The organism is Pseudotabrizicola sediminis, from assembly GCF_004745575.1.
Taxonomy (GTDB): Bacteria; Pseudomonadota; Alphaproteobacteria; order Rhodobacterales; family Rhodobacteraceae; genus Pseudotabrizicola; species Pseudotabrizicola sediminis.
In genome coordinates, this window is sequence record NZ_RPEM01000011.1 from 25,828 (window position 1) to 44,652 (window position 18,825).

Below are 18,825 nucleotides of genomic sequence, written 5' to 3' on the forward strand. Positions count from 1 at the left end.
CTGATCGGGCCGCTAAAGGCGCGGGGTTGTCCCCGCGCTTTTAATTTTCGCAAAAAATTTGTCTGATGACCGGATATATTTTTCTGCGCAAAATCGCGCATACCCCCGCCAACCGCGCCCGTCGATCGATTGCAGACCCTAGACCTTGCCCGCCATTTCGGCCATATCAGGGCCAAGCAACCGGAGGCTCCCGATGTATTTCCTCAAGCGCCTGCTCACATGGTGGAACAGCCAGACCATCGGCACCCAGATCTTTACCGCCCGCAAGGGCATAAAGGTGGGCGAGGATGATCAGGGAAATCTCTACTACCAAACCGCCGACGCAAAAAAACGCTGGGTGATCTACAATGGCGAGATGGAGGCAACCCGCGTCTCGCCCGACTGGCATGGCTGGCTGCATTTCACCTGGGATCAGCCGCCGACCAAGGCACCATTGACCCATAAGGTCTGGGAAAAGCCGCATCAGGAAAACCTGACCGGGACCATGGGGGCCTATGCGCCTGCCGGGTCGCTGCGTCGCACGGCCCCGGTGGCCCGCACCGATTACGAAGCGTGGCAACCGGAATAATGGCGTCGGAACGGGCTGAAATCCTGACCGGCGCTGCGGTGCTGGCGGTGGCAGTTGGCTTTCTGGCCTATGCCGCCAACTCTGCCGGTCTGATGGCACGCGGGGGGGAGACCTATCCGCTGACCGCCAGCTTCCGTGCAATGGACGGCATCAGCGTGGGGTCTGACGTGCGGCTGGCGGGGATCAAGGTGGGCACGATCAGTGACCTGCGCCTGAACCCGCAGACCTTTTTCGCCGATGCCACCATCCGGCTGCGCAGCGATATTCTGCTGCCTGATGATTCTGCGATCCTGATTTCGTCGGAAGGTCTGCTGGGCGGCAATTTTGTCGAGATCCTGCCCGGTGGGTCATTGGACAACTATGCTGCCGGAGATGAAATCGAAGACACCCAAGGGGCTGTCAGCCTGATCACATTGCTGATGAAGTTCGTCGGCGGCGGGTCTGATGCGGCCGGGGCGGCGGAATGATCCGGGTTCTGGCTCTGACCTTGGCCGTGCTTTGCCCGCTGCAGGCTGCGGCGCAAGAGATGCAAGCGGCCCCCGGCGGCACTCTGCGGCTGTTGGACAAGGTGACTGGCCGGGTGGCGGATCTGGCCCTGTCGCGTGGGCAGTCGGTCGGTCAGGGCCGTGTCACCGTTCAGCTGGATGAATGCCGCTATCCCCGCGACAACCCTGCCGCCGATGCGCAGGCGCATCTGACGGTGGTGGATACGGCGGCTGGAACGACCGTGTTTTCCGGCTGGATGCTTGCCTCCAGCCCGGCGCTGTCGGCGATGGATCATCACCGCTATGATATCTGGGTCTTGTCCTGCGATTCCGGCTTTGTGGCCCCCGATGTGACCGCACCCGAGGAAGACCCCGACGCGCCGCTGGAAGAGATCAACGAAGGATAGGGCGCATAGCCGGGCGGGTCGAAGGTGGCCGTCCGGCCAAGGGCATGTTGCAGCCGGGCGTGATAGGCCGCGCGCGAAATTTCCTGAGCGCCAAGGCTTGCCAGATGCGTCGTCAGGAATTGCGTGTCAAACAGGGTGAATCCCCCCGCCCGCAACCGGTGCACCAGCCAGGCCAGGGCGATCTTTGACGCGTTGGTTCGGCGGGAAAACATGGATTCGCCAAAAAACGCCGCCCCCAGCACCACGCCGTAGACCCCGCCGATAAGGGTCTCACCGTCCCGCACTTCCAGGCTATGGGCATGGCCCTGGCTGTGCAGGGTCAGATACAGCGCGGTTAATCTGTCATTGATCCAGGTTTCCGGCCGGTCGGCGCAAGCGGCCAGCACGCCCGCAAAATCGGTGTCGACCGTCACGCTGTATCCGCCGCGCAGGATGGCGCGGTGCAGGCTGCGCGAGATGTGGAAGCCATCAAGCGGAAACACCCCCCGCCTGCGGGGATCAACCCAGTGGATCGTTGGGTCTGTAACCGATTCTGCCATGGGGAAGATTCCCATGGCATAGGCGCGCAATAGCAGATCGGGGGTGATATCGGTCTGATCCGCCATCAGGGTCGGACCTCGCAAGGCGGAAAAGGGGGCCAATGGCCCCCTTTGTGCTTTACTGCCCGAACTGTGACGCGAGCCATTTTTCCAGCCAGTGAATGTTATACTCGCCGCTCTGGATATCCGGCTCGTTCAAGAGCGCCTCGAACAGCGGGGTGCTGGTGTCGACGCCGTCGATGATCAGCTCACCCAAAGCGCGGCGCAGACGGGCCAAGGCCTCGGGCCGGTCGCGGCCATGCACGATCAGCTTGCCGATCAGGCTGTCGTAATAGGGCGGGATCGAATAGCCGGAATAGAGCGCCGAATCCATCCGCACGCCAAAGCCGCCCGGCGCATGGAACATCTTGACCTTGCCAGGGCAGGGTGAAAAATTCGGCAGCTTTTCGGCGTTGATCCGCACCTCGATGGCGTGGCCGTTGATCTCCAGCTCATCTTGCGTGAACGACATTGGCAGGCCCGATGCCACGCGGATCTGTTCGCGCACCAGATCCACCCCGAAGATATATTCAGTGACCGGGTGTTCGACCTGCAGGCGGGTGTTCATCTCGATGAAATAGAACTTGCCGTCTTCATACAGAAACTCGACCGTGCCCGCACCGATGTAGTTGATCTTGGCGCAGGCATCGGCGCAGATCTTGCCAATCTCGGCCCGCATTTTGGGGGTGATCGACGGGCCGGGGGCCTCTTCGAACACCTTCTGGTGGCGGCGCTGCAAGGAGCAGTCGCGCTCGCCCAGATGCACGGCATTGCCCTTGCCGTCGCCGAACACCTGAATCTCGATATGGCGCGGTTTTTGCAGGTATTTCTCGATATAGACTTCGTCATTGCCAAAGGCGTTCTTTGCCTCGGATCGGGCGGTGCGGAAAGCGACTTCCAGCTCGGCGGCGTTTTTTGCCACCTTCATGCCGCGCCCGCCACCGCCTGCGGTGGCCTTGATGATCACCGGAAAGCCGATCTTTTCGGCCACGCCGATCGCGGTTTCAAAATCGGGCACACCGCCATCGGACCCCGGCACGACCGGAATGCCCAGATCCATTGCGGTGACCTTGGCGGTGATCTTGTCCCCCATGATCCGGATATGCTCGGCATTGGGGCCGATGAAGGTCAGGCCGTGGTCTTGCAACGCCTGCGCAAAGCTCGCGTTTTCCGACAGGAAGCCATAGCCCGGATGCACGGCTTGCGCGCCGGTGATCTCGCAGGCCGAAATGATCGCGGCCTTGTTCAGATAGCTTTCCGAACTGGGCGCGGGGCCAATGCAGATCGATTCGTCGGCCATGCGCACATGCATGGCATCGGCGTCGGCGGTGGAATGGACGGCGACCGATTTGATCCCCATTTCACGGCAGGCGCGGATCACGCGCAGGGCGATTTCCCCCCGGTTGGCGATCAGGATTTTTTCAAACATCGGCGTCACTCGATGATCAACAGAGGTGCGCCGAATTCAACGGGCGTGCCATCCTCGACCAGAATGCGCTTGATCACACCGGCGCGTGGGGCAGGGATGTGGTTCATGGTTTTCATCGCTTCGATGATCAGCACGGTCTGACCCTCGGCCACGGTGGCCCCGATGGTGATGAAGGGGGTCGCACCGGGTTCGGCGGCCAGATAGCAGGTGCCGACCATGGGAGAGGTGACAGCTCCCGGGTGCTGGGCCGGGTCTTCCAGCGCCGCTGGTGCGGCTGCTGATGCGGCGGCGGCAGGGGCTGCGGCATAGACCGGGGCCGGGCCGACCATCTGCGTGGTCACGATATTGGCCTGCTTGACCACCCGCACCTCAAGGCTGTCATCCTCGCCATATTCGCGCTTCACGCTCAGCTCGGTCAGCTCGTTCTTGTTCAGAAGTTCTGCAAGGGCCGAGATAAAGGCCACATCTGCGTCGGGGGAATGTTTGCTCATACCGTCCTCTGGTTGGCTTTTGTGCCAGTTGGTGACCGATCTGTCCGGGCACAAAGGCCGGGCGTCGGGGCTGATTGCTTATAGCCCGCGTTTTCGGGCGAGAAAAGCACCCATTCGGCTGCGCAATTTTTGGGCAGTTCTGCTCGGCGGCACCGGAATTTTGCTGCGCGCTAAAATTTACCGTTTGATAAAAAAACGGACCTGTGCCAATTTTTTTCTAAAGAACAACCAAAAAGGGAGACGACTGCCCATGACCAACAGCCCGCTGACGCCCGGCATTGTGCCCAGCCGTCTGCCAGCCGACCGGATCGCCCGGCACTTTGCCGATCACACGCCGCCGCTTGACGGGCATGAGGCGCTGGTGGCCGCTGACCGCTGCTATTTCTGTCATGATGCGCCCTGTGTCACCGCGTGTCCGACCAGCATCGACATTCCGCTGTTCATCCGCCAGATCGCCACAGGGACTGCCGAGTCTGCGGCAACCACGATCTGGACGCAGAACATCCTTGGCGGCATGTGTGCCCGCGTCTGCCCCACGGAAACCCTGTGCGAAGAGGTCTGCGTGCGTGAGGTGGCCGAAGGCAAGCCGGTGGAAATCGGGCGGTTGCAACGTTTTGCCACCGACACGGCGATGGCGCGTGGGCTGCACCCGTTTGTGCGGGCGGCCAGCACCGGCAAGTCGGTCGCTGTTGTGGGGGCGGGGCCTGCGGGGTTGGCCTGTGCGCACCGACTTGCGATGCACGGGCATGAGGTGGTGGTGTATGAGCGCCGCGCCAAGGCGGGCGGGCTGAACGAATACGGAATCGCCAGCTATAAATCGACCGGGGACTTTGCGCGAAGGGAGGTGGACTGGCTGCTGCAGATCGGCGGCATCACGGTGAAAACCGGGGTAGAGCTGGGCCGCGATGTCACGCTTGACGGCTTGCTTGCAAGCCATGACGCAGTGTTCCTTGGCATTGGCCTCGGTGGCGTCAATTCCCTGCGCGCGCCCGGCGAGGACAAGGCCGGCGTGGCCGATGCGGTCGATTTCATTGCCGAGCTGCGTCAGACCGCTGACCTGACCACGCTGCCGGTGGGCCGCGATGTCGTGGTGATCGGCGGCGGCATGACGGCGGTGGACGCCGCCGTCCAGTCAAAACTGCTGGGGGCGGAAAACGTGACAATCGTCTACCGGCGCGGACAGGAAAAGATGTCTGCCAGTGGCTACGAGCAGGACCATGCCACAAGCGCCGGTGTGCGGATCATCTGCAACGCGGCCCCCGTTGCCGTGCACGGCAATGGCGCGGTGCGCGAGGTGGAGTTCGGCTATATGGCCGACACGCCCGCAGGATTGCAGCCGACCGGCGAGACCTTCCGCCTGAAGGCCGATCAGGTGTTCAAGGCCATCGGCCAGACCCTGACCGGCGCGCCCGAAGGGGCTACGCTGGAGGGCGGCAAGATTGCAGCCCTTCCCGCGCGGGTCTGGGCCGGGGGGGATTGCACCGGCGGCGGCGAAGACCTGACGGTGACGGCGGTGGCGCAGGGGCGCGATGCGGCGGAAGACATTCACAACGTCCTGATGGGGGTGGCGGGGTGAACCCCGCCCTACGGAGAATTTGACATGGCAAACCTGACAACCGACTTCATCGGCATCAAATCCCCCAACCCTTTCTGGCTGGCCTCGGCCCCGCCGACGGACAAGGAATACAACGTCCGCCGCGCGTTTGAAGCGGGCTGGGGCGGGGTGGTGTGGAAAACCCTCGGCTCTGAAGGGCCGCCGGTGGTGAACGTCAACGGCCCGCGCTATGGCGCGATCTGGGGCGCGGACCGCCGACTTTTGGGGCTGAACAACATCGAACTGATCACCGACCGGCCGCTGGAGGTGAACCTGCGCGAGATCAAATCGGTCAAGCGTGATTACAAGGACCGGGCGATGATCGTGTCGCTGATGGTGCCTTGCGATGAGGAGTCGTGGAAAGCCATCCTCGCCCATGTCGAGGAGACCGAAGCCGACGGGGTAGAGCTGAACTTCGGCTGCCCGCATGGCATGGCCGAACGCGGCATGGGCTCTGCCGTGGGGCAGGTGCCGGAATATATCGAGATGGTGACCCGCTGGGTGAAACAGCACAGCCGCATGCCCTGTATCGTCAAGCTGACGCCCAACATTTCCGACATCCGCAAACCGGCAGAAGCGGCAAAGCGCGGCGGTGCGGATGCGGTGTCCTTGATCAACACCATCAACTCGATCACGTCCGTTAACCTCGACAGCTTCAGCCCCGAACCGATGATCGACGGCAAAGGCACCCATGGCGGCTATTGCGGCCCGGCGGTCAAACCCATCGCGCTGAACATGGTGGCCGAGATTGCGCGATCGCGCGAAACCCATGGCTTGCCGATTTCTGGCATCGGTGGGGTGACAACATGGCGCGATGCGGCAGAGTTCATGGCGCTGGGGGCGGGCAATGTGCAGGTCTGCACGGCGGCCATGACCTATGGTTTCAAGATCGTGCAGGAGATGATTTCCGGCCTGTCGCAGTATCTGGATGACAAGGGCATGACTTCGACCGCCGATCTGGTGGGGCGTGCCGTGCCCAATGTGACCGACTGGCAGTACCTGAACCTGAATTACGTCACCAAGGCACAGATTGATCAGGATGCGTGCATCAAATGCGGGCGCTGCTATGCGGCCTGCGAAGACACCAGCCATCAGGCCATCGCGATGCTGCCCGGTCGGATGTTCGAGGTGATGGATGACGAATGCGTCGCCTGCAACCTGTGCGTCAACGTCTGCCCGGTCGAGAATTGCATCACCATGGTGGAAATGCCCAAAGGTGCGGTCGACCCGCGCACGGGAGATGCGGTGGGCGATTATGCCAACTGGACCACGCATCCGAACAACCCGAGCGTGCAGGCGGCCGAGTAGGGCGGGGTTCACCCCGCCGCCCCTAATTTCTCACCGCGCGCCGGGGCTTTGAAGCCTGCGGCGCGCGGCCTCGGCCAGCCGTTTGTGCGTGGTGCCGGTGCGGTTGCGCAGGTGCATCGCGGCAAAGACCGGTTGGCGGATCACTGGTGCATCGCTGACCATGTGGAACCCGCCCGCCGCCACCAGACCCTGCGCGTGGCTTTCCATCACATACCCCGCACCGCCAAGGCTGGCCAGCAGCAGCGCCACGGCGCTGCTTTGCCCCACCGACAGGGGCGCGGCATGGAGGGCTGGCAGAAGCTGGCGATGCGCCGCCTCGAACGCGGGCGAGAAGTTGGCGCAGATGTAGCGGTCCGGGGTCAGGTCGGACAGGCTGGCAGGGCACGACGAAATCAGCCGGTAGGGGATGTCAGGCAGCGACTGGAAAAACAGGTCCGGCTGCGGCTTTGGCGTGAACAGGATGGCGAAGTCCAGCGCCCCGGTGACCAGATCGGCGCACATCTGGGTGGAGTAATCCGGCTCGACATACAGCGCCGCCTGCGGCAGCAGCGCGCGGTAGGCGGCGATCAGCGCGCCCAGATGCTCGGCCACCAGATCATTCTGGATGCCGATACGCAATGTCAGCGCCGCCGTGCCAGAGTCGGCCACCGCGCGGCGCGCCATCATCCATTCCTGCCGCAAAAGCCGCGCATGCGGTTCGAACTTCAACCCTTCGGTGGTAAGCTGCGTGCCCGCGCGCGACCGGGTGAACAGCCGCGCGCCAAGCGCCTGTTCAAGGGCGATCACCCGACCCGAAATGGTGGATTGCGTCAGGCCCAGACGTTCCGCGCTGCGGTTGAAGCTGCGGGTCTCGATCAGGTCGAGGAAGGTGTCGATCAGCTCGATCTGCATGGGATGATCCTGTGGCAAACCCCCGGGGCTCTGCCCTGGACCCCGAAGTACTTGGGTCAAGATGAAGCTGATCGGAATTTCCGATCAATAGCGGGCATGAGGGTGAATTGAAAGACTTTGTCTCTGCGCGGATAGTAGCGACAGTTGGCAGGGGAGAGTGGCATGGCAGGCTTGCCGGGCAGCGCGCGTGTGGTGATCATCGGGGGCGGCGCTGTGGGGGCGTCGTGCCTGTATCATCTGGCTTTGGCCGGGTGGCGCGACTGCGTGCTGCTGGAAAAGAACGAGCTGACGGCGGGCAGCACCTGGCATGCGGCGGGCAATGTGCCGACGTTTTCCGCCAGCTGGTCGATCATGAACATGCAGCGCTATTCGGCGGGGCTGTATCGGGGGCTTGGCGAGGCGGTCGGCTATCCGATGAACTACAATGTGACCGGATCGGTGCGGCTGGGGCACAGCGCGGAGCGGTTGCTTGAATTCCGGCGCGTGGCGGGGATGGGGCGGGCCCAAGGGATGGATCTGGACATCCTTGCGCCAGAGGAGATCCGCACGCGCTATCCGTTTGTGGAAACGCATGATCTGACCGGCGCGCTGTATGACCCCTATGACGGCGATATTGACCCGGCACAGCTGACCCAGGCGCTTGCCAAGGGCGCGCGCGATCTGGGCGCGCATGTGGAGCGGTTCTGCCCGGTGACGGGGGCCGCTTGGACCGGCAGCGAATGGGTGCTGACGACCCCTAAAGGCGAGATCCGGGCCGAATATGTGGTGAATGCGGGCGGCTATTACGCGGCCGAGGTCGGCCGGATGTTCGGCCGCCGGGTGCCGATGATGGTGATGAGCCACCAGTACATGCTGTTCGACGCCATCCCCGAACTGGAAGCCTGGACGAAAGAGGCCGGCCACAAGCTGCCGCTGCTGCGCGATGTCGACAGCAGTTACTACCTGCGACAGGAAAAGATGGGCTTCAACCTCGGCCCCTATGAAAACCCCTGTCGCGCGCATTGGGCCACGCCGGATGACCCGATGCCGGACGATTTCAGCTTTCAGCTGTTCCCCGACGATCTGGAGCGGCTGGAGTTCCAGATCACCGACGCGATGGCGCGGGTGCCGCTGCTGGCGCAGGCGAACCTGCAAAAGGTGATCAACGGGCCGATCCCCTATACCCCCGATGGCAACCCGCTGATCGGGCCGATGCCGGGGGTGCCCAATGCGTTCGAGGCTTGCGTGTTCACTTTCGGCATCTGTCAGGCCGGCGGGGCTGGCAAGGTGCTGGCGGAATGGGTGACCGAGGGTGCGACCGAATGGGATATGTGGTCGTGTGATCCGCGCCGCTTTACCGGGTTCGAGGATCACTATTATTGCGTCGCCAAGGGGATGGAGGTGTACGGCCACGAATATGCCATGCATTTCCCGCATCATGTCTGGCCTGCGGGGCGGATGAAGAAGCAAAGCGCGGTGCATGACCGGGTGGCAGGTTTGGGGGCGCAGTTCGGGCCCTACAATGGCTGGGAGCGGGCGCTTTGGTATGCCGCTGCCGGGGATGACACTTCGGAAGACGCACAGCGGACATGGGCGCGCAAGGGGCCGTGGTTCCGCGCGGTTCAGGCAGAGTGTCAGGCGGTGCGGGACGCCTGCGGCATACTCGACCTGCCGGGGTTCTCGCGCTTTGTGGTGACTGGGGCGGGGGTGGCGGACTGGCTGGCCCTGCAGATCACCGGGCGGGTGCCCGGCGTGGGGCGGCTTGGGCTGGCCTATTTCGCTGATGACAAGGGCCGGATCGTGACCGAGATGTCAGTGGCGCGATTGGCTGAGGACAAGGTGCTGCTGATCACCGCCGCCACCGCGCAGGCGCATGACAAGGACTGGCTTTTGCGGCATCTGGCCCCGGGGCTGGTGCTGGAAGACCAGACCGACGACTGGTCTACCCATATCCTGACCGGCCCGAAATCGCGCGACGTCTTGGCAGCGGTCACGGATGCGGACCTGGCGCGGCCATGGCTGACCTGGCAACAGGCGCGGATTGCCGGGGCCGAGGTCATCCTGATGCGGGTCAGCTTCGCGGGGGAACTGGGCTGGGAAATCCATTCGCGCGTGGCGGACACGCCCGGCGTCTGGGATGCGGTCTGGGAGGCTGGGCTGGCGCATGGGATGGTGCCCTTTGGCATGTTCGCGCTGAACTCCCTGCGGATCGAAAAGGGGTATCGCGCGTGGAAGGGCGACCTTTCTACCGACTACACCGTGTTGCAGGGTGGGTTGGACCGGTTCGTGGACTGGACCAAACCTGACTTTCGCGGGCAGGCGGCACTGGCTGCGCAAAAGCAGGCGGGCGTGGCCAAGCGCTTTGTCACCCTGCGGATCGACGCGGGCGATCTGGACCCGCCCTATATGGCGACGCTGTGGCACGCGGGTGTGGCCGTAGGAGAGGTCACCAGCGCGGCTTTCGGCCATCGGGTGGGGGCCTGCCTTGGCCTTGGCATGTTGCGCGCCGATCTGGCGACGCCGGGGACGGTGCTGGAGGTGGAGGTGTTCGGCGAGCGCGTCCGGGCCGAGGTGATGCCGGAGGGGCCGGCGTGGGACGCGGGCAACACACGGTTGCGCGGCTGAGAGTGCGGGACCGGGGGTTTCACACCCCCGGAGCCCCCGTGGGATATTTTTGAACAGATAATGAGGTTTGACGTGGGTTTGCCGGACAAGGCGCGGGCGGTGATTGTCGGGGGGGGCATTTCGGGCTGCTCTGTTGCCTATCATCTGGCGAAGGCTGGGTGGACCGATATTGTGCTGCTGGAGCGCAAGCGGCTTACCTCGGGCACCACATGGCATGCGGCGGGGCTGATCGGGCAGTTGCGGGGGTCGGCCAACATGACCCGGCTCGCACGGTATTCGGCGGGGCTTTATGTGGGGCTGGAGGCAGAGACCGGCATTGCCACCGGCATGCGGCAGGTGGGGTCAATCTCGGTGGCGCTGACGCCGGACCGGCTGGAGGAATTGCGCAGGCAGGCGACACTGGCGCGAATTTTCGATGTTGAGGTGGGGGAGATTTCTCCGTCTGACATCAAGGCGATGTATCCGCATCTGGAGGTGGGGGATGTGCTGGGCGGGGTGCATCTGCCGCTGGATGGGCAATGTGATCCGGCCAATATCGCGATGGCATTGGCCAAGGGCGCGCGGATGCGCGGGGCGGTGATTGCCGAAGGTTTCGCTGTGACGAAGGTCACGACGGCAGGGGGCCGGGTTACCGGGGTGGATTATACGGGGCCAGAGGGTGCCGCGCATATCGCCGCCGATGTGGTGATCAACTGCGGCGGCATGTGGGGGCGCGATCTGGCGGCGCAGAACGGGGTCACCGTGCCGCTGCATGCCTGCGAGCATTTTTACCTCGTGACCGAGCCGATTGCCGACCTTGGCCATCTGCCGGTGCTGCGGGTGCCTGATGAATGCGCCTATTACAAATCCGACGCGGGCAAGATGATGCTGGGGGCGTTCGAGCCGAAGGCCAAGCCTTGGGGCATGGGCGGCATCCGCGCCGATTTCGAGTTTGATACGCTGCCCGAGGACTGGGACCATTTCCAGCCGATCCTTGAGGCGGCAATGGAGCGGATGCCGCTGTTCCAGACCGCTGGCATCCATACGTTTTTCAACGGGCCAGAGAGTTTCACCCCCGATGACCGCTATTACCTTGGCGAGGCCCCGGGCCTGGGCGGGTATTGGGTGGCTGCAGGGTACAACTCTGTCGGCATTGCGTCCAGTGGCGGGGCGGGGATGGCGCTGGCGCATTGGATTACCGAAGGCGAGCCGCCGTTCGATCTGTGGGAGGTCGATATCCGCCGGGCGCAGCCATTCCAGAAGAACCGCAGTTATCTGAAAGAGCGGGTGAGCGAGACGCTGGGGCTGCTCTACGCCGATCACTACCCTTACCGCCAGATGGCGACCAGCCGGGGGGTGCGGCGCAGCCCGCTGCATGAACACCTCAAGGCGCGCGGGGCGGTGTTCGGCGAGGTGGCGGGCTGGGAACGGGCGAACTGGTTTGCCGATGCGGGGCAGGAGGGGGCGTATCGCTATGGCTGGGGCCGGGCGAACTGGTTTACCAACCAGCGCGCCGAGCATATGGCGGTGCGCACCGGGGTTGGCCTGTTCGACATGACCAGTTTTGGCAAGATCCGGGTCGAGGGGCCGGGTGCCTGCGCCTTTCTGAACCGGGTCTGTGCCGCGCAGATTGATGTGGCTGTGGGCCGTGTGGTCTATAGCCAGATGCTGAACCCGAAGGGTGGCATCGAGAGTGATCTGACAGTGACGCGGCTGTCAGAGACGGCCTTCCTGCTGGTGGTGCCGGGGGCGACCCTGCAGCGCGATCTGGCCTGGCTCTCGCGGCATCTGGGCGATGATTTCGCGGTGATCACCGATATGACGGCGGCGGAATCGGTGCTGTGCCTTATGGGGCCGCAGTCGCGTGAGATTATGGGCCGGGTGTCGCCACAGGACTTCAGCAATGCCGCGCATCCCTTTGGTGCCGCGCGGGAAATCGAGATCGGCATGGGGCTGGCCCGGGCGCACCGGGTGTCTTATGTGGGCGAGCTTGGGTGGGAGTTGTATGTGCCCACCGATCAGGCCGCCCATGTGTTCGAGGCGCTTGTCGAGGCGGCGCCTGAACTGAAGCTCTGCGGTCTGCATGCCCTTGATTCGTGCCGGATCGAGAAGGCCTATCGCCATTTCGGCCATGACATCACCGATGAGGATCATGTGCTGGAAGCGGGCTTGGGCTTTGCCGTCAGCCGCAAGAAGCCCGGTTTCATCGGGCGCGACGCGGTGCTGCGCAAGGCCGAGGCCGGATTGTCGCGGCGGATGGTGCAGTTTCTGGTGCGCGATCCCGAGGCGATGATCTTTCACAATGAGGCGATCGTGCGGGATGGCCGCATTGTCGGGCCGGTGACCAGCGGTAACTACGGCCATGCCTTGGGTGGGGCCGTGGGGCTGGGTTATGTGCCTTGCGCGGGGGAGAGCGACGCGGATGTGCTGGCGTCCGTCTATGAGATCGAGATTGCCGGGCGGCGATACGCGGCCGAGGTATCCTTGGTGCCGCTGTATGACCCCACATCCGAACGGATGCGCGCGTGACTGACGCTGGGGGGCTGTCTGCCCCCCGGCCCCCGAAGGATAGTTTCAGACAGAAAATGGGTGATGCGATGAGTGATCTTGGCGAAGTGTGTGAGCCGTCGCGTGCAAAACGCTCAGGCGGGCGGGGGGCGCGGGTGGCGTTGCGCTCGGCCCCGTTGTCAGATGCGATGCGGCCCATCCGTCCCGGGATGCCGGGCGGGCAGTACCGACCGCTGACCGACGCGGGAATGGCCCGCATCCATCAGGCGGCCTTGCAGGCGCTGGAGGAGATTGGCCTTTCTCAGGCCCCGCCTTCAGGGGTGGAGGTGATGACCGCCGCCGGGGCCATTCAGGGCAATGATGGTCGGCTGCGCTTTCCCCGCGCGCTGGTCGAGGATATGCTGGCAGTGGCGGCGCGCAACATCACGCTGCATGCCCGCGACCCGCGCCATGACATGCAGCTGACCGGCAGCAATGTGCACTACGGCACGGCGGGCGCGGCGGTGCATATCGTCGATCCGTTCACGCTGGAGTATCGCGACAGCACGGCGCAGGATCTGTATGATGCGGCGCGGCTGGTGGATAACCTCGACAACATCCATTTCTACCAGCGCACCATGGTTTGCCGCGATGTGGTGGACAACCGCGACATGGACCTGAACACACTGTATGGCTGCCTTGCCGGCACGGTGAAACATGTGGGTACCTCGTTCAGCGACCCGGCCCATGTGGCCGATTGTTTTGACATGCTCTACATGGTGGCAGGGGGCGAGGAGAAATGGCTGGAACGGCCCTTTGTCAGCAATTCCAATTGCTTCGTCGTGCCGCCGATGAAGTTTGCCGAAGAATCCTGCATCACAATGGAGGATTGTATCCGGCGCGGGATGCCGATGCTGCTGCTCTCTGCCGGGCAGGCCGGGGCGACGGCGCCTGCGCCGATCGCGCTGACGATCGTGCAGGCGGTGGCGGAATGTCTTGCCGGGGTGGTCTATGCCAATTCCATCATAAAGGGCGCGCCCTGCATCTTTGGCACCTGGCCTTTCGTCAGCGATCTGCGCACCGGGGCGATGTCGGGCGGGTCGGCGGAACAGGCACTGTTGACGGCAGGCTGTGCGCAGATGCACCGGTTCTACGACCTGCCGGGCGGGGCGGCGTCGGGCATTTCCGACAGCAAGCTGCCCGACATGCAGGCCGGGTGGGAGCAGGGGATCACCAACACGCTTGCCGGTCTGGCGGGGTTGAACCTGTGCTACGAGGCGGTGGGGATGCATGCGTCGCTTCTGGGCTTCTGTCTGGAATCGCTGGTGCTGGGGGATGATCTGCTCGGTCAGGCGATGCGCTGTGTGCGCGGCATCGACGTGACCGAGGACAGCACCAGCATTGACGCGATGAAGGAGGTCTGCCTTGGCGGGCCGGGGCATTACCTTGGATCAGACCAGACCCTGCGGTTGATGCAGACCGAATACACCTATCCCATGGTGGGCAACCGCATGAGCCCGAAAGAGTGGAACGAGGCGGGCAAGCCGCAACTGCTCGACAAGGCGGTGGAGCGCAAGAATGCGATCCTTGCCAAGGCCGGGTGTCGGGTGGACCCCGAGATTGATGCGGCGATCCGGGCAAAATACCGGATTCATTTTCAGTGAGGCGCGCTATGGGCGGAGACGCAAAGTGAAGATCGGGTATATCGGGCTTGGCAATCTGGGCGGGCATCTGGCGGCCAGCCTGATAAGCGCGGGGCATCAGGTGGTGGTCTATGACCGCGACCCGGTGCTTGCAGAGCGGCACCGGGCGCTTGGGGCAGGGGTGGCGGACAGCCCGGCCGAACTGGCGGCACTGGTGGATCATGTCTTCACCTGCCTGCCGTCGCCCGCCGTGTCCGAAGCGGTGCTGGCACAGGTGCTGACCACGGCGCGGCCCGGCATGACCTGGGTGGAAAACTCCACCCTTGGCCGCGATGATGTGATCCGGCTGGCGGCAGTCGCGCAGGCGGCGGGGCTGCGCATGCTGGAGGCTCCGGTGACGGGCGGCGTGCATCTGGCGGCGCGGGGGGAAATCACGGTGCTGGTGGGCGGCGACGCTGACCTTTTGGACCTGCACCGCCCCGCCCTGATGGCGATTGGTAACCGCTTGTTCCACATGGGGCCCTTGGGGTCGGCGGCGGTGATCAAAGTGATCACCAATATGCTGGCCTTTATCCATCTGGTGGCGGATGGCGAGGCGCTAATGCTGGCAAAACGCGGGGGCCTGGATCTGAAAACCGCGTGGGAGGCAATTGCAGCGTCATCGGGCAGCAGTTTCGTGCATGAAACCGAAGGCCAGCTGATCCTGAACGGCAGCTATGACATTGCGTTTACGATGGATCTGGCGCTGAAAGACCTCGGCTTTGCCATGGGGTTCGGGCAGGAATTCGGCGTGCCGCTGGATCTGGCGGGCCAGACCATGCAAACCTTTGTCAAGGGTCGCGCGGCCTATGGCGGGGCGGCGCAATCGACGCAGATCGTGAAACTGCTGGAAGATGCGCTTGGCACTGACCTGCGGGCCAAAGGTTTCCCGGCCCGCCTGGAGTGAAGGTCTCTGCGTCGTCCTATCGCCAGATCGGGTTGGACCATGCCCGCTTGCCTGCCGCATCCATCAGGGTAACACGCAGCCAGGGGCTGTTGCCAAACCGTTCCAAGTCCAGTTGTGATGTGGTCATGGAGTGGCCGTGGACCGCGCGTGCGGCGGTGCCTTGGCCTTGTACGATCATGGCGGCCACGGCAGAACTGTCGACTTCGATCCGGTCGTCGAACAGGCGGATGTCGCGCAGTTCCGGCCCTTGGCTGGAGTAGAAATCGCCGGATTTGAGCGCGGACAGCAGGGCGTCGGACGTGTTCCCGGGCGCTTTCACCATCACCCAGCCGCCGAAGTGGTCGGGCTCATGGAAATGGGCGTCATCGGTGGCGATCATGGTCAGGCGTCGGCCCTCGGTCAGCAGCAGGTCGGCGATGGCCGCCCCATCCGGCCGGTCGCAGCCCATGGCGCAGCCGTGGTTGTAGATCTCTACCGCATGGGCCGCAGTCACCCCGCGCGCATCGGCCAGCGTCAGGCCCGACCATTGCGGATGGGCGATGGCGACAAAGGCCCCGGCTTCGACCGCGCGCGCGGCCAGTTCGGCAGCGGTTTCCTGACCCGGTTTGACGTGGAAATCCGGGCTGTCGGATGGCGCGAAATCGGCGGGCAGGCCGACCGCCAGAATGTGCCACAGCTCGCCATTCGCCATCGCGCCGGAGTGCAGCTCGGCTCCGAGGATGGTGGTGAAATCGTCGGTCCGGAATGGCACTGTATCCACGATCGGATAGTCGTAGCAGCCGACAAAATGATCGGTCAGGGCCAGAAAATCATAGCCTTCCGCGCGGTAGCGGCGGCAGACCTCTTCCGGTGACAATACCCCATCGGACCGGGTGGAATGGGTGTGCAGATTGCCGCGCCAGAAGCGACCGGCGGCGGAAAAGGCGGTGGGGCGGATCATGGCTTTCGGCTTTCTGAAAGGGCGCTGCCGCGGCACGCTAGCCGCGGCAGATCACCGTTTCAAGAACCCCGTCAGCCCAGCGTCACCAGCGCGTGGCGTTTCTTTCCCGCCGTCAGCTTCAACGGTTCGGCCAGATCGCCCGCGCCGAAGCGGCGGCCGCTGTCGGTGACGATGTCATCATTCACGCGAGCGCCCCCTTCGGAAATCAGCCGCTTGGCGTCCTTGCCACTGGCCGAAAGCCCTGCGCGCACGAACAGCTGCACAATGCCGATGCCATCCGCCATCTCCTCGGGGCTCAGCATCACTGTGGGCAGATCATCGCCGATGCCGCCCATCTCGAACACTTCGCGCGCGGTGGCCTCGGCGGCCTGCGCGGCATCAAGCCCGTGCAAAAGCGTCGTCACCTCGTTGGCGAGGATGATCTTGGCTGCGTTGATCTCGGCCCCTTGTAGCGCGCCCAGACGGTCACACTCCTCCACGGGGAGTTCGGTGAACAGCTTGAGGAAGCGGCCCACATCGGCGTCGGTGGAATTGCGCCAGAACTGCCAGAATTCGTAGGGCGACAGCATCGCGCCATTCAGCCAGACCGCGCCATTGGCCGATTTGCCCATCTTGCGCCCGTCTGACGTGGTCAGCAGTGGCGTGGTCAGCCCGTACACCTCATGGTCCACCACCCGGCGCGTCAGATCCACGCCGTTGACGATGTTGCCCCATTGATCCGACCCGCCCATCTGCAACAGACAGCCGTAGCGGCGGTTGATTTCAAGGAAATCATAGGCTTGCAGGATCATGTAGTTGAATTCAAGGAAGGACAGCGACTGTTCGCGATCCAGTCGCGATTTCACGCTGTCAAACGACAGCATCCGGTTGACGCTGAAGTGCCGCCCGATGTCGCGCAGGAATTCCAGGTAATTCAGATGATCCAGCCATTCGGCGTTGTTGAGCATGATGGCATCGGACGGCGCGTCGCCATAGCTCAGGTAGCGGGCAAAGACCTGTTGCATCCCGGCGATGTTCTCGTCGATCTTTTCCGGCGTCAGCAGCGGGCGTTCCTCGGCGCGGAACGACGGGTCACCCACCTTGGTGGTGCCACCCCCCATCAGCGTGATCGGCTTGTGGCCACATTTCTGCAGCCAGCGCAGCACCATGATGTTGAGCAGATGGCCCACATGCAACGATGCCGCCGTGGCATCATAACCGATATAGGCCGGCACGACCCCCTTCAGAAATGCCTCGTCCAGCGCCTGATAATCCGTGCAATCGGCCAGAAAGCCACGGGTCATCATCACGCGCATGAAGTCTGATTTCGGATGGTAGGTCATTGGATCCCCGTGTCATAGACTGGGGGCGGTATAGCGGCGGCTGGGGGGCTTGGAAAGATGCGAGTGACAGGGGCGATCTGGGCTTTGGGGGCGATGTCGGGCACCTCGCTCGACGGGGTTGATGCGGCGATGGTGCTGACAGACGGGCACAGCATTGCCGAGTTCGGTCCCGATGCTTACCGCGTCTACACCGATCCCGAGCGCGCGGTGATCCGCGCCGCATTTGGCCAATGGCCGGGTGAGGCGGGGGTGGCCGAGGCGGCAGAGCTGGTGGAAACCGCCCATGCGCAGGTGCTGTCGCGGTTTTCCGGGGTGGATGTGGTGGGGTTCCATGGCCAGACGCTGGCGCATGATCCCGCCGGGCGCGGCACCCATCAGGCGGGCAACGGGGCCTTGCTTGCGGGTGTGCTGGGGGTGCCGGTGGTCTGGGATTTCCGCAGCACCGATGTGCAGTTGGGCGGGCAGGGCGCGCCGCTGGCCCCGTTCTTCCACCACGCCTGCGCCCGCTTTGCCGGGCTGACGGCACCGGTGGCGTTTCTGAATCTTGGCGGCGTGGGAAACCTGACCTGGGTGGACCCAAGGGTGGCGCGGCCCGATGATCCGGGCGCGCTCATGGCCTTTGACACCGGGCCGGCCAATGCGCCGGTCAATGATCTGATGCTGGCGCGGCGCGGTCTGGCGCAGGATGCGGGCGGGGCACTGGCCGCGTCTGGTACGGTGGATGAGGGGGTGGTCACGGCATTTCTGTCCCACCCGTATTTCTTCAAGATGCCGCCGAAGTCACTGGACAGGAACGATTTTCCCGGTCAACTGCCTGCGGTTGCGCATCTGCCCGACGCCGATGCCGCCGCCACGCTGGTCGCCTGTGCTGCCGCCGCGGTCGCGCGTGGGGCCGAGCATTTTCCGCTGCCCGTGGCGCGCGTGCTGGTCTGCGGCGGCGGGCGGCACAATGCGGCGCTGATGGCGCAACTGGCCTTGCGTCTGGGGGTTTCAGTCGAGCCGGTGGAGGCGATCGGCCTGAACGGTGACATGCTGGAGGCGCAGGCCTTTGCCTATCTGGCGGTGCGGGTCATGCGCGGCCTGCCGACATCAGGGCCCACGACAACCGGCGTGCGCGCGGCGGTGGGGGGTGGGCAGATCAGCCGGCCCTGAC

At 64.1% G+C, this 18,825-nt stretch carries 16 protein-coding genes; 10 read left to right on the top strand and 6 right to left on the bottom strand.

The genetic code is table 11. The features are described from left to right. Positions 1-193: 193 nt before the first annotated feature. From EEB11_RS15200 to EEB11_RS15210, 3 genes are read left to right on the top strand one after another with little or no spacing between them, the layout of a single operon-like run. On the top strand, positions 194-568 hold the full coding sequence (locus EEB11_RS15200; RefSeq protein ID WP_135432749.1) for an NADH:ubiquinone oxidoreductase subunit NDUFA12: 375 nt from the start codon (positions 194-196) through the stop codon (positions 566-568). Beyond that, positions 568-1,035 (top strand): outer membrane lipid asymmetry maintenance protein MlaD, encoded by a 468-nt coding sequence (gene mlaD / locus EEB11_RS15205; RefSeq protein WP_135432888.1) that lies wholly within the window; start codon positions 568-570, stop codon positions 1,033-1,035. The genes EEB11_RS15200 and mlaD overlap by 1 nt, the downstream gene beginning before the upstream one ends. Next, positions 1,032-1,460 (top strand): DUF2155 domain-containing protein, encoded by a 429-nt coding sequence (locus EEB11_RS15210; RefSeq protein WP_135432751.1) that lies wholly within the window; start codon positions 1,032-1,034, stop codon positions 1,458-1,460. Before mlaD ends, EEB11_RS15210 begins: the two co-directional genes overlap by 4 nt. Here the strand turns inward: EEB11_RS15210 and aat are convergent. Genes aat through accB form a run of 3 tightly spaced genes read right to left on the bottom strand, consistent with a single transcriptional unit; the run spans position 1,355 to position 3,958 of the window. Beyond that, entirely contained in the window at positions 1,355-2,065 is a 711-nt protein-coding gene (aat, locus tag EEB11_RS15215) for a leucyl/phenylalanyl-tRNA--protein transferase (RefSeq protein WP_135432753.1), read from the bottom strand. The two genes, EEB11_RS15210 and aat, sit on opposite strands and share 106 nt — an antisense overlap. 52 nt (positions 2,066-2,117) lie before the next feature. Next, positions 2,118-3,467, bottom strand: coding sequence for an acetyl-CoA carboxylase biotin carboxylase subunit (gene accC / locus EEB11_RS15220; protein WP_135432755.1), 1,350 nt, complete (start codon positions 3,465-3,467; stop codon positions 2,118-2,120). A gap of 5 nt (positions 3,468-3,472) precedes the next feature. Next, on the bottom strand, positions 3,473-3,958 hold the full coding sequence (gene accB / locus EEB11_RS15225; RefSeq protein WP_135432757.1) for an acetyl-CoA carboxylase biotin carboxyl carrier protein: 486 nt from the start codon (positions 3,956-3,958) through the stop codon (positions 3,473-3,475). A 250-nt stretch (positions 3,959-4,208) separates the two neighbouring features. Between accB and EEB11_RS15230 the strand changes: the two genes are divergently transcribed. After that, positions 4,209-5,534 (top strand): NAD(P)-dependent oxidoreductase, encoded by a 1,326-nt coding sequence (locus EEB11_RS15230; RefSeq protein WP_135432759.1) that lies wholly within the window; start codon positions 4,209-4,211, stop codon positions 5,532-5,534. Positions 5,535-5,558: 24 nt separating this feature from the next. Beyond that, a complete protein-coding gene (gene preA / locus EEB11_RS15235) occupies positions 5,559-6,860 on the top strand; it encodes an NAD-dependent dihydropyrimidine dehydrogenase subunit PreA (RefSeq protein WP_135432761.1) in 1,302 nt (433 codons plus the stop codon). Between the two features lie 30 nt (positions 6,861-6,890). Here the strand turns inward: preA and EEB11_RS15240 are convergent, their stop codons facing one another. Then, entirely contained in the window at positions 6,891-7,751 is an 861-nt protein-coding gene (locus EEB11_RS15240; protein ID WP_135432763.1) for a LysR family transcriptional regulator, read from the bottom strand. A 162-nt stretch (positions 7,752-7,913) separates the two neighbouring features. Between EEB11_RS15240 and EEB11_RS15245 the strand changes: the two genes are divergently transcribed. The 4 genes from EEB11_RS15245 (at position 7,914) to EEB11_RS15260 (ending at position 15,410) form a co-directional block, all read left to right on the top strand. Then, positions 7,914-10,355, top strand: coding sequence for a GcvT family protein (locus tag EEB11_RS15245; RefSeq protein ID WP_135432765.1), 2,442 nt, complete (start codon positions 7,914-7,916; stop codon positions 10,353-10,355). A gap of 60 nt (positions 10,356-10,415) precedes the next feature. Beyond that, positions 10,416-12,863, top strand: coding sequence for a GcvT family protein (locus EEB11_RS15250; protein WP_135432767.1), 2,448 nt, complete (start codon positions 10,416-10,418; stop codon positions 12,861-12,863). Positions 12,864-12,931: 68 nt separating this feature from the next. Next, a complete protein-coding gene (locus tag EEB11_RS15255; protein ID WP_135432769.1) occupies positions 12,932-14,485 on the top strand; it encodes a trimethylamine methyltransferase family protein in 1,554 nt (517 codons plus the stop codon). Between the two features lie 25 nt (positions 14,486-14,510). Further along, positions 14,511-15,410, top strand: coding sequence for an NAD(P)-dependent oxidoreductase (locus tag EEB11_RS15260; RefSeq protein ID WP_135432771.1), 900 nt, complete (start codon positions 14,511-14,513; stop codon positions 15,408-15,410). Between the two features lie 16 nt (positions 15,411-15,426). Here the strand turns inward: EEB11_RS15260 and EEB11_RS15265 are convergent, their stop codons facing one another. Together EEB11_RS15265 and tyrS are read right to left on the bottom strand one after the other, a co-directional pair. Next, positions 15,427-16,350, bottom strand: a complete 924-nt coding sequence (locus EEB11_RS15265) for a PHP domain-containing protein (RefSeq protein ID WP_435531114.1) — start codon at positions 16,348-16,350, stop codon at positions 15,427-15,429. Positions 16,351-16,421: 71 nt separating this feature from the next. After that, positions 16,422-17,672, bottom strand: coding sequence for a tyrosine--tRNA ligase (tyrS, locus tag EEB11_RS15270; RefSeq protein WP_135432773.1), 1,251 nt, complete (start codon positions 17,670-17,672; stop codon positions 16,422-16,424). 57 nt (positions 17,673-17,729) lie between these two features. Between tyrS and EEB11_RS15275 the strand changes: the two genes are divergently transcribed. Continuing rightward, positions 17,730-18,824 (top strand): anhydro-N-acetylmuramic acid kinase, encoded by a 1,095-nt coding sequence (locus EEB11_RS15275; protein ID WP_135432775.1) that lies wholly within the window; start codon positions 17,730-17,732, stop codon positions 18,822-18,824. The last annotated feature ends 1 nt before the right edge of the window (position 18,825 follow it).

What these genes read in the sequence shown, in the direction of transcription:
- EEB11_RS15200 (WP_135432749.1), top strand. Translation starts at nt 194, where the DNA reads ATGTATTTCCTCAAGCGCCTGCTCACATGGTGGAACAGCCAGACCATC.
- mlaD (WP_135432888.1), top strand. Translation starts at nt 568, where the DNA reads ATGGCGTCGGAACGGGCTGAAATCCTGACCGGCGCTGCGGTGCTGGCG.
- EEB11_RS15210 (WP_135432751.1), top strand. Translation starts at nt 1,032, where the DNA reads ATGATCCGGGTTCTGGCTCTGACCTTGGCCGTGCTTTGCCCGCTGCAG.
- aat (WP_135432753.1), bottom strand. Translation starts at nt 2,065, where the DNA reads ATGGCGGATCAGACCGATATCACCCCCGATCTGCTATTGCGCGCCTAT.
- accC (WP_135432755.1), bottom strand. Translation starts at nt 3,467, where the DNA reads ATGTTTGAAAAAATCCTGATCGCCAACCGGGGGGAAATCGCCCTGCGC.
- accB (WP_135432757.1), bottom strand. Translation starts at nt 3,958, where the DNA reads ATGAGCAAACATTCCCCCGACGCAGATGTGGCCTTTATCTCGGCCCTT.
- EEB11_RS15230 (WP_135432759.1), top strand. Translation starts at nt 4,209, where the DNA reads ATGACCAACAGCCCGCTGACGCCCGGCATTGTGCCCAGCCGTCTGCCA.
- preA (WP_135432761.1), top strand. Translation starts at nt 5,559, where the DNA reads ATGGCAAACCTGACAACCGACTTCATCGGCATCAAATCCCCCAACCCT.
- EEB11_RS15240 (WP_135432763.1), bottom strand. Translation starts at nt 7,751, where the DNA reads ATGCAGATCGAGCTGATCGACACCTTCCTCGACCTGATCGAGACCCGC.
- EEB11_RS15245 (WP_135432765.1), top strand. Translation starts at nt 7,914, where the DNA reads ATGGCAGGCTTGCCGGGCAGCGCGCGTGTGGTGATCATCGGGGGCGGC.
- EEB11_RS15250 (WP_135432767.1), top strand. Translation starts at nt 10,416, where the DNA reads ATGAGGTTTGACGTGGGTTTGCCGGACAAGGCGCGGGCGGTGATTGTC.
- EEB11_RS15255 (WP_135432769.1), top strand. Translation starts at nt 12,932, where the DNA reads ATGAGTGATCTTGGCGAAGTGTGTGAGCCGTCGCGTGCAAAACGCTCA.
- EEB11_RS15265 (WP_435531114.1), bottom strand. Translation starts at nt 16,350, where the DNA reads ATGATCCGCCCCACCGCCTTTTCCGCCGCCGGTCGCTTCTGGCGCGGC.
- tyrS (WP_135432773.1), bottom strand. Translation starts at nt 17,672, where the DNA reads ATGACCTACCATCCGAAATCAGACTTCATGCGCGTGATGATGACCCGT.
- EEB11_RS15275 (WP_135432775.1), top strand. Translation starts at nt 17,730, where the DNA reads ATGCGAGTGACAGGGGCGATCTGGGCTTTGGGGGCGATGTCGGGCACC.